Here is a 9,243-nt window from a genome sequence, read left to right as displayed (position 1 = left end):
GCGTGGGCGGTGCCAGGGGCTGATACCCTGTCTGCAGCGCAGGGGGCGGCGGTGGCGGAGACCGGACACCGGGCGAATCGGTCAATGGATGTCCGCACGCTTGGCAGAACCGGGCTTCATTCGGACTCTTGGCGCCGCATTGGGTGCAGAACATCAATGACCTCCCGCGCGGATGGCTGGCCTGCAACAATCGGCGCCTTCGCAATGACTCCCCGCGACGGCGCAGGGCTTGACGGATCAGGGTGAGACACTCGAGACTCCGAACGCGATAGCGTCTTCCGACAGACCCAGCCCCTTCCAGCTTAGGTCGCGCAGAAACAGCCCCATCTCGCGCCGCGCCGCCTCAAGACCTCCTCGTCCATCAACACGATAGAAGCGTCTCATGCCCTGCCCAAGATGCTCAATGGCTTGCATCAGCCCATCGCTCAGCCGGCTGACCTCCGGCGACTTCTCGAAGATCGCATCGGTCTGCATGCGGTTTGCCATGACGACGGCCTCCTTGAGACGGTTCAATTCATCGACCGTCATCGGCGCCGTCTCCTTGACCGGACGCCGGTCACTGAGCGGCGCCTCCACCGTCGGCGCGCTCAATGAGGCGCCCGGCGTGGGCAGCGGGCTCTTTCGTAGTTCAATTCCGAGCCATGAGAGGATGGCCAAAATGACCGCTGCGAGGAGAGACGCCAGGCCAGCAAACACCCGTGTCTTTCGCTGCCGCCCCGGCTCGCTTTGCGACGTGGGCGTGTCCTCGGCCGCCAGCGCTGGCGGCGTCAGCAGATCGGCCGATCCCACTTGGGCCGAAACCCTTTCGCCGCAGTCCTCGCAGAAATGCGCGCCCTCTCCCAGTCGAGTCCCGCAGGATTCACAATAACGCTGAGTCGTCATCGTCTGTCGCGTCCAGTCTCGCGAATCGGTTCAACCCTGTTGGCCGTGATGCCCATTCTAGACTTGTGGATTTTCCTGGTCCAGGAGCAGACTTGGATTGCCTCCGGGACTTGAATCAGGAGTAATCATCTCCGGCACCGTCGGGGTTTTACGATTGCGGCCCCCTCAAGTGGATCGCTTTACACGCATCGCTGTAATTCGACTGATTTCAAAACGCGGCTTGATTGACGCGCCATCAAAATCTGGAGGTTACAGGCTCGCGTGTCATGCGATCCCTCACAGGGGCTCCTTGGCTTCCGTAAATGGACTGTACAAATGAATAATAGACATCTGATTACAGGGCTTTTCCTGGCAGTATGCCATGTTCCCGCGAGCAGTAGCGACTGCAACCAGATTTTGATCGATACTGGCAATACCGCAGCATGCGGCACCACGCAAACCGCAATGTTCAACCTTCAATCCGCAGTAAGAGTGAGCACGATAAATGTCTGGTATGACACACGAATTGGTGGCAGGAGCTTGCCATTCACCTTACAGGGTCCCGGAGGGCAGATATACGGTGAATTTCAAGCAACAAGCTGTGACCCCTATCAGAGTCAGTGGTGTGAGGGGCAATTCATAGTGAATAGCACTCTTCAGCACGGCCAATATACCGTCAACACATCCATTCCTGCCGTCTGTCAAAACTCAGGCTCAGGCGGCAATGGGTTCGTCAAACTCAAGGGCTGTTTTCCCAATTCCGGCCCACAAAACAACACCAACGCTCAGGGAACCAATTGCATCCCAGGAACAAATCCATTCCAAGAAGATGCTTGTGTTAAGCCAAAGTGGTGACTTTGGCTGCTGATGCAGCGCAGGGGCTGGTCAGCCCCTTGCCAAGCGGCACGTTCACGAATACAACCGGCCGAGTGTGCCCAATTCTCGGCAGCATGTTCGCACCTGATTAGTTACGAAGCTCAGCACATCCGCATTCACTGTAAGACAATGTTTTTTATGAAGTTGTTTTCAGCCATCGGAGTCTATGCCGGGTACGGTGGTCGCCTGCACTGACTTGGAGACCGCGCTCAGGTGGTCAGAGATTGGCCGGATCAAGAGAAAACAAGAACTTGGCTTGAGAGTTCTCGCACCGCAGTGCTGAGCTTCGTAACTAATCAGGTGTTCGCATTGCGAATTTCTGTTGCCTTGGTCGATTCAGATCCGCCCCTGTCAGGCACCCATGTCCATCCTGTCCCGTATCAGCAGGGACATGAGCTTACCCCGCACTGCCCTCAGCGACAGCCAAGACAGGTAGGCCAGGGCTAGTAGCGCGATACCCAGGTTTACCCAGTCGGCGTCCGAGAAGACTTGGTAGTGAAGATAGGTCTCGCCGGATCGAAAATAGGAGGTTTGTTCCTCCAGCATAGCTCTGGTAAAGGACAGCAGGATCAACGTGTTGGTTAGCAGCACCACATAACCAAACAGGGGGATCAGCCAGAGGGTGGCCAAAGCAAAGGCCAGCAGGATCATGGGGAGCAGGATGTCCAGGTTGAACTCGTCATGGATGGCAATAATAGGAACGCAGGCCAGCAGAATCAGCAGAGTATGCAGTAGGTAGACGGGCAGAGGGGATTTGACCTCGGCGCGTTGCCGCGTCCCATGCTCCGCCATATAATGACGGGCCAAGGTCTGCACCTGGTCGAAATTATCCGCCGTGCAATACACCTCCAACACCGGCCGCCAGGCGTTACGGAAGATGAGCAGATGCCTTCGGGGCCGCGCTTCCAGGGTAAATCTACCCTGCCATTCCAGGCCTTCGGCCTCCTGATTCATGGCGATCAGTCCGGCCCCCGCCGTGCCTGGACTGCGCCCGAGGACGCCGGCCACCACCGCCAGGCGGTTGGCGGTCTTGCTCACTTTATCGATAGTCTCCTGCAGAATGCCTTGAGCGTTCAGGGTATAGCGGGTGCGTAGACGATTGCTGAAGAAGACCAGCATGACTAGCAGGAGCATAACGAACAGACCAACCCCCGCCAGGGTGAATACTCCGGCAAGAGATAGGAGTTGCTCCCAGTCACCCTGGCCCGCAAAAACGACGCCGATGATCAGGATGGGAATCAGACCCGATAAGGTCGAGACGATGGCCAGGGTTTTGAGCATCCGCGGATTGGTTATCAGCGGGATACCAATCTCCCAGGTAACGGTTCCATTCGTTTGCTTCTCGGAGGGCGTGGCCGACACGGCCGTGGACGGTGTTGAGGGTGGACCCAGGCTCGCCGAGGATGCGGAGGGCAGAATCCTCGTCTCACGAGGTGGTGGAGCAGGCGGGGGTGGCATGGACACCAACCGCGTACCGAACGTTGCGGTCAACCTACGACCGCATTCATGGCAAAAGCGAGCGTTATTCGGTGCACTCGCGCCACAATGATTACAGAACATGTAAGATCTCACACGCTTATGGTCGGCGTCGATCATCATTCCGGCCAAGGCCAAGTGCCGCACTTGGTGAAAGTCCTGAGGGCGAGTGGCAGGATCCTCGAAATTTCGTACCCTTGGACGTGCAAACGAACCGAGGGTGAAGAAAGATGTTCGAAGATCCTGCCAGGGTTGACTTTAGCCTAGACACGAGACCGGTGCCAAGGCGCATGGCACGACTGTTGACGGTCGGTTGGTCGTGAGGCACCGCTCGCGCCTGGAGCGGGCGCAACAGCGTGAAACGGCGGCGGCGCGCCTAGCGGTGGGACAGCCCCAACGGCAGGTGGCCGCCGACCTTGGCCTGGCGCGTAGTACCTTGCAGGATTGGTGCAAACCGGCGCCGCCCCTGCGGTCTTGGCGGCCTTTGTCGAGACCCCGGAGGGTGTGCCGTGGCGGCATGAGTTGGTGCTGGCGGCGCACTTTACGATCCCCCTGCCGGGCGGTGCCGGGGGGCGGGTGGTGTGCCAATTCCTTGAGTTGAGCGGGCTGTCGGCGGTTGTCGGCACCAGTTACGGGAGCCAACAGGGCCTCAATGCCGCCCTGGAAGAGGCGGTGGTCGCCGTGGCGGGTGAGCCGCGTGCCGCGCTGGCGGTGGGCATGGCGCTGCGGTCGGTAACGGTGTGCGAGGACGAAACCTTCCATCCGCGGATCTGTTGGGTGGCCCGGAGCCGGTGTCGGGGTTTCTGCTTCAGGAGCCGTACGCGGCCGATCGCACGGCCGCGACTTGGACGCAGGCGCTCCAAGCGGCCCTCGCCGGGTTGAACGTCGAGGTGATCCAAGGCACCAGCGACGAGGCCACGGCCTGTCGAGGTGGATCTGCAGGCCCATCATTCGCCGGACCTCTTCCATGGCCAGCCTGAGGTGTCGAAGGCCACCGCGCGGCACCTGGCCCGCCAGGTCCGGCAGGCCGCCGCGACCGTGGCCGCCGCCCAGACGCGCGGGGAGGGTGAGCGGGCGGCACGGCAGGCGTACGAAGACCACTCGCCCCGCCCCGGCGGTCGCCCGCCCGCATTCGCCGCGCGTATTCAGGCGGCCCTGACCGAGTTGGTGCCGGCCGAAACCGAACTCGCTCAAGCCCAGGCGCGTCAGGTCGAGGCGCGGGAACTGATGCGTGAGCTGGGCACCCTCTATCACCCATACGATCTGGAGCGTGGACAGGCACAGCCAGTCGAACGCGTCGCACAGCGCCTGAGCGACGTCTGGAACCGGCTCGGGCGCCTGGCCGCAGCCGCCGAGCCGCCGACGCGCGCCCGTGAACGTCTGGCCAAGGCGCCGCGTCTAACCACACAATTATTGGCCACCATCGCGTTTTTCTTCGCCACCCTGCAGGGGCAGGTCGAGGCTCTCGCGCGGTCGCCCACGCTGGAACGCGCCCTCCTCGAACACCTGATTCCGGCCCTGTATCTGGAGCGCGTCGCCGCGCGCCGCACCCATGCCGAACCACGTCACCGATTGCGCGCGCTGAACCGCCCGTGGCTCGAACCGCTGCGCCAAGGCACGCCTCCGCTCCAGGCTTTGCCGGGTGGCGAACGCGAGCACCTGGAACAGGTGGCCGGCGAAGGCGCCGATCGCTTCCAGCGCAGCCGCTCCGGTGTGGAGGGCCGCAACGGTCAACTGTCCCTCCATCACCATGGCCGTCATCGCCTGAGCGACCGCAAGCTCGCGGCGCTCACCGCCGTGCATAACTTCCACATCCACCGCGCCGACGCCGCCGAACGCTTCTTCGGTCGTGCCCATGAATCGCTGTTCGTGCAGGTGCTCCAGCGGGTACCTCTGCCGCCGCGACCGGCGCGCCTACGACCGCGCCCGTCCAAGCCGCCCTATCTGATGCCGATGGCGGCGTACCAGGGGTGGCCGAAACGATGATCAAGGCCCATAAAAAACATTGATTTACAGTGATTTCGGATGTGCTGAGCTTCGTTACTAATCAGGTGACATGATACCATTCCTGAGGCCACTATCATTTATTGTCCGAAGCAAGGTTAAAACCACCGCCTTTAGGCGGTCAGATTGATCTTTTAAGCCTTTTGCGGCTTGTGGCCAACGCGACGAATGATGGAGACGGTCACCAGGCGATCCTTGACCCGCCTGAGAAAACATGACGTGGGTGGCCTAGCTAGGCGCGCGGCAGCTTTTGCGTGACATCCAACGCCGTGATGGACGAAATGAGTCGGGCGTATTTGGGACATCATTTGAGACAAAGGCCAACGATAACTTCCGAACCAAGGCACCCTGAACGGGTCTTTCGACCCGTATCCGGACTTTCAGTCCGTCACTTCAACCCACCAGCTTTAGCTGGTGGTTGTTGAGTAAAATTCGTGTCGCTTCACGGCTGACTTTGCACTCCGGAACCTGAGTTACCATATTGCCTAGTGTGACTCGCTCCATTCCGGAAGACACAGCAGCCATGCTGGCCGCAGGCGCGCCACCATCTCTACTCCATCAAGTTTGTTTCGCAAGCGATTCCAGCGTGCCAGATCAAACGAATCCCGATACAGGTACGCCATCCAGTCCGCCAGGAGTACCGCCGCATCGGTTTCCGCGTCGCCCGTCTCACAGATCGCCAGCCCAGCGCTGTGCCGATACCCGGTCACAATGGTGGCCTCATCGTAGCCCAAGCGCTGGAGTGCCACCGCCGCGGTGCCGGCACGAAATGTCGTCTCCTCGGGCCGCGTCGATTCTGCGGACGAGGCCACAGGATTGAGTGCCGCCGGGAACTCTGAGAAATGAAGGTTGGCCAACAAGGCTTGAACGTATTCAGCCAGTTCGGGTGTGTTCGCCGCATGCCAGAAATTGAAGACCAGGGTTTGGCGCGGCTGGGTCACCTCGGTCACCCCATGGTAGGAACCCGCGTGAAGCGGAAAGCCAAAGGCGGTGTTGTATTCAGGATCAACACGGAACACCGCTTGGCCATCCGGCGATGCGAATAATTCCAGAACACCGCCATGATCAGGCCGCCAGTGTTTATTCAGTTGCACGACCAGTCGCGCACTCTCATAGCCCAAGAGTGGTCGGTCACTATGGATACCAATGACGTCTCCGGGCCGCATTCGTTGAGCCGTGACGACAACACGATTAACCAGTGGCAACCGGGTCAGCTCGCGCATTCTAGCGAGTATGGCGGTCTGAAACGAGGCCGGAATCTTCTCGGTCACGTCGCACAGAGCGCACTGGTAAAACGCGCCATCCCGATGCGGCCAATCATTGGTTTGTAAAAATAGGCCCTCCAGTGCCGCACACTCTTCCTCGGAGAATGCGGAATCGACACAAAAAAATGGGAATGGATCATGGTGGTGATGTGGTTGCCAGAGCAACGGCCGAACTCCTTGAGGTTCCCTCGGTTTTTCGTCTTCCAAGGAGAGTGAAAACGCTCTGGCGCACGCCGCGGATAGACGTCTCAAATGATAATTCGCTCGACCTCATCGAGATTGACCAGATCGTTGCGCCGGTCATAGAGCCCGGTGGTGCGGGCGCTCTCGTGGTTGGCCATTTGCTGCGCCACTTCGAGCTTGCCGCCATTCCTCAGATACTCGGTGATCCCGGTCGCGCGGAAGGTATGACAGCCCGCCGCCGTGCCGATCCCGGCGGCCAGGACGCGCCGGCGGATCATGCGATAGACCTCATGCTGCTGGAGCGCGCGCTCGGTGAGTTCACCACGCTTGCCGGGGGCCGTGGGGAAGAGGACCGCCTTCGGCTGGCCGCGTAATCCGGTCACGTCCAGATAGCGTTCCAGTGACGCCTCCAGGTTGTGGTGACAGGGCATTTCATGGCGCTTGCCGCCTTTCTCGTGCAGCCGTACCCAGGTGCGCCGGCCCTGAATATAGACGTCCTCCACCCGCATCTTGATCACCGCCCCGACACGGGCGAAGGTGTAGACCATCAAGCTGATCAGGGCGTGGTCCCGGAGCCCCATGGGCGTGCCGGTGTCGATCGAGTCCAACAGAAGGCGGGCTTCCTCCGCGCTCAGTACCGGCGTCTTGCCTTTCTTGACGCTGTACCTGGGACCGCGCACGGCGGCGGCCGGATTGACCGCCAGTTGCTGACCGACCACCAGCCAATCGAAGAGCATGCGGATCGCCGCCAGGTTCTGCTTGANAAATTCGATGAAGCGCTTACCGACCTCCGGGGTTCGCACGAAGAGCGCTGGCAGGGTCACGGACCCCGCGCCGATGGTGATCAAAGCCGTTGTCATGGGAACACCAGGCGTTGTCGATGAAACGATTCAAGAGTCCTTGGTTTTACTGGCACACCGGGCAGACCCGGATCGCCATGACCAGTTTAGCGGCGAGCGGGATCCTGTCGGGCCTTGTCCTGACGGTGGCGGCCGGTTGCTCGGCATGGGCCATCCTGCTGGCGGTGCTGTTCGACTCGGCCAGTCTGCTCTTGGCCTTGGTGTATCTCTTGGCGCTCCGGTGGTCCATCCCAGAAGGACTGGGTGTCCAAGCGCATGCCGACACCCTGGCCCTTGAGTTCCTGATCCTCCCCGCGCTCGTCGGGCTGGTCCTCAACCGTGGGTGCGCCTTCCTGGTGGCCAAGAGCTTGGGCTATCCCTTCGAGGCCCAGACCGCGACCGACCCGGTCACGGGTCGCCGGACGCGTGGGAGCCATCCGCCGTCTCGGGGGGCGTGAAACTCAATCAACCGCGCCGCACCGATTGATCTCCGCAACCCTCGTCAGGCGCGCGCCGCATCCAATCGACGACGCGCCAACCATTGACAATTGCAATCTTTACAGCGCCGCGCGCTAAACGCAATCCTTCGCACGCCGACGATTGACCCTCGCAATCCTCCCCACCTCGCCCTCATCCTGCATGATAACCTCCTTTATCATGCAGGATGAGGGCGGGGCAGGGAGGATTGTGGAGGGCAATCATGGGCGCGGGAAGGATTGTTTTCTCGATGCGCCGGCGGTCAGGATTGCGGGATGCAATCCCATGGGTGCGGTCGATTGAGTTTCACGCGAGCGTATCGAGGCTTGCAAGGAGCAATCATCAAAGTGCGCTCGATTGAAAACTGACGTGCCAGTCTGGCCGGCGCGCGAGTGGCCCCGACTTAGGCGACGCGACGCAACTGCATGTCGACGTGCAGACCGGCCGAGGCCGCCATGTTGACCAGGGTATCCAGGCTGAACAGGTTGATCTTGCCGCGCAGCAGATCGGAGATGCGCGGTTGGGTGACCCCCAACTGCTCGGCCGCCTGCGCTTGGGTGAGACCCGTCTGGGTCAAGTGCGCTTTCAACGCCCGCATGAGGGCGGCACGCAGCCGCAAGTTCTCGGCGTCCTGGGGCGTGTCCTCAAGGGCCTCCCAGACACTGGCAAAACGGTCTTGGCTCATGGGGTGCGCTCCTGGATCAACTCCCGATAGCGTTGCGCGGCGAGCTGCACATCAGCCTGGCTGGTTTTCTGCGTCTTCTTCTGAAAGCAGTGCAGCACATAGATCGCTTCGGCGAACTTCGCCACGTACAGAACGCGGAAAGCCCCGCTGGCGTCGCGAATCCGAATCTCTTGTACGCCCGGTCCCACCGTGCTCATGGGCTTCCAGTCGTCGGGGGTCCCGCCATGCTGGACTTGGTCGAGCTGATACCCCGCTTCACGGCGCGCCGCGACTGGGAAGGCACGCAGATCGTCCAGAGCATGGCCCCGGAACGCAATCGGCTTGGGCTCAGGCATGCGCTAATATATACAGAATTTTGTATGCTCAGACAAGGCGGACGCCGGGATCAGTCCGCCCTACCCTGGCCGACACCCGAGCAGCGCGCCCAGGCACAGCGCGTTGGCGCCAGAAAAAGCGACATCCCGGTTAGCGGAGATCAGACATGAATCAGCTCGTCAACGCGCTTAATCCGAGCGCCATGAACCTGCCGGCGCTCTTCGTCAGGACCCCCGAAGCCGGCAAGCGCTTCATCGAGTTC

General features: G+C 61.0%; 11 protein-coding genes. 4 read left to right on the top strand and 7 right to left on the bottom strand.

Annotated elements, in window-relative coordinates; genetic code table 11:
* A partial coding sequence (locus tag CKO27_RS25440; RefSeq protein WP_200377270.1) for a zinc-ribbon domain-containing protein occupies window positions 1-154 on the bottom strand: 154 nt, incomplete at its 3' end.
* Window positions 155-237: 83 nt separating this feature from the next.
* Window positions 238-882, bottom strand: coding sequence for a zinc ribbon domain-containing protein (locus CKO27_RS23110; protein ID WP_200377269.1), 645 nt, complete (start codon window positions 880-882; stop codon window positions 238-240).
* 315 nt (window positions 883-1,197) lie between these two features.
* Between CKO27_RS23110 and CKO27_RS23105 the strand changes: the two genes are divergently transcribed.
* Window positions 1,198-1,716 (top strand): hypothetical protein, encoded by a 519-nt coding sequence (locus tag CKO27_RS23105; RefSeq protein WP_200377268.1) that lies wholly within the window; start codon window positions 1,198-1,200, stop codon window positions 1,714-1,716.
* Window positions 1,717-2,088: 372 nt separating this feature from the next.
* Here CKO27_RS23105 and CKO27_RS23100 read toward each other — a convergent pair whose 3' ends face one another.
* Window positions 2,089-3,018: a hypothetical protein gene (locus tag CKO27_RS23100; protein ID WP_200377267.1), complete on the bottom strand. Its 930-nt coding sequence runs from the start codon at window positions 3,016-3,018 to the stop codon at window positions 2,089-2,091.
* A 699-nt stretch (window positions 3,019-3,717) separates the two neighbouring features.
* On the opposite strand from CKO27_RS23100, the gene CKO27_RS24795 reads away from it, so the two are divergent.
* Window positions 3,718-4,095 (top strand): hypothetical protein, encoded by a 378-nt coding sequence (locus CKO27_RS24795; protein ID WP_242471093.1) that lies wholly within the window; start codon window positions 3,718-3,720, stop codon window positions 4,093-4,095.
* Between the two features lie 99 nt (window positions 4,096-4,194).
* Window positions 4,195-5,199, top strand: a complete 1,005-nt coding sequence (locus CKO27_RS24790; RefSeq protein WP_338116177.1) for a DUF6399 domain-containing protein — start codon at window positions 4,195-4,197, stop codon at window positions 5,197-5,199.
* A 503-nt stretch (window positions 5,200-5,702) separates the two neighbouring features.
* Here the strand turns inward: CKO27_RS24790 and CKO27_RS23090 are convergent.
* Window positions 5,703-6,647: a 2OG-Fe(II) oxygenase gene (locus CKO27_RS23090; RefSeq protein WP_242471092.1), complete on the bottom strand. Its 945-nt coding sequence runs from the start codon at window positions 6,645-6,647 to the stop codon at window positions 5,703-5,705.
* 83 nt (window positions 6,648-6,730) lie between these two features.
* Window positions 6,731-7,402, bottom strand: coding sequence for a tyrosine-type recombinase/integrase (locus CKO27_RS25430; RefSeq protein WP_420825863.1), 672 nt, complete (start codon window positions 7,400-7,402; stop codon window positions 6,731-6,733).
* 143 nt (window positions 7,403-7,545) lie between these two features.
* Between CKO27_RS25430 and CKO27_RS23080 the strand changes: the two genes are divergently transcribed.
* Window positions 7,546-7,962, top strand: coding sequence for a hypothetical protein (locus CKO27_RS23080; protein WP_200377264.1), 417 nt, complete (start codon window positions 7,546-7,548; stop codon window positions 7,960-7,962).
* A gap of 422 nt (window positions 7,963-8,384) precedes the next feature.
* On the opposite strand, the gene CKO27_RS23075 is transcribed toward CKO27_RS23080, so the two are convergent.
* Entirely contained in the window at window positions 8,385-8,666 is a 282-nt protein-coding gene (locus tag CKO27_RS23075) for a helix-turn-helix domain-containing protein (protein WP_200377263.1), read from the bottom strand.
* Complete coding sequence (locus CKO27_RS23070) at window positions 8,663-9,001, bottom strand: type II toxin-antitoxin system RelE/ParE family toxin (protein ID WP_200377262.1); 339 nt, start codon at window positions 8,999-9,001, stop codon at window positions 8,663-8,665. Before CKO27_RS23070 ends, CKO27_RS23075 begins: the two co-directional genes overlap by 4 nt.
* Window positions 9,002-9,243: the final 242 nt, after the last annotated feature.

The sequence above is a fragment of the Thiocystis violacea genome (genome assembly GCF_016583575.1).
Taxonomy (GTDB): Bacteria; Pseudomonadota; Gammaproteobacteria; order Chromatiales; family Chromatiaceae; genus Thiocystis; species Thiocystis violacea.
Note: the sequence above shows the minus strand (reverse complement) of the source record. Positions and strands in the feature narration are given on the sequence as shown.

Coding starts and splice junctions, on each gene's coding strand:
- CKO27_RS23110 (WP_200377269.1), bottom strand. CDS start 882: ATGACGACTCAGCGTTATTGTGAATCCTGCGGGACTCGACTGGGAGAG.
- CKO27_RS23105 (WP_200377268.1), top strand. CDS start 1,198: ATGAATAATAGACATCTGATTACAGGGCTTTTCCTGGCAGTATGCCAT.
- CKO27_RS23100 (WP_200377267.1), bottom strand. CDS start 3,018: ATGCTCAAAACCCTGGCCATCGTCTCGACCTTATCGGGTCTGATTCCC.
- CKO27_RS25430 (WP_420825863.1), bottom strand. CDS start 7,402: ATGCTCTTCGATTGGCTGGTGGTCGGTCAGCAACTGGCGGTCAATCCG.
- CKO27_RS23080 (WP_200377264.1), top strand. CDS start 7,546: ATGAAACGATTCAAGAGTCCTTGGTTTTACTGGCACACCGGGCAGACC.
- CKO27_RS23075 (WP_200377263.1), bottom strand. CDS start 8,666: ATGAGCCAAGACCGTTTTGCCAGTGTCTGGGAGGCCCTTGAGGACACG.
- CKO27_RS23070 (WP_200377262.1), bottom strand. CDS start 9,001: ATGCCTGAGCCCAAGCCGATTGCGTTCCGGGGCCATGCTCTGGACGAT.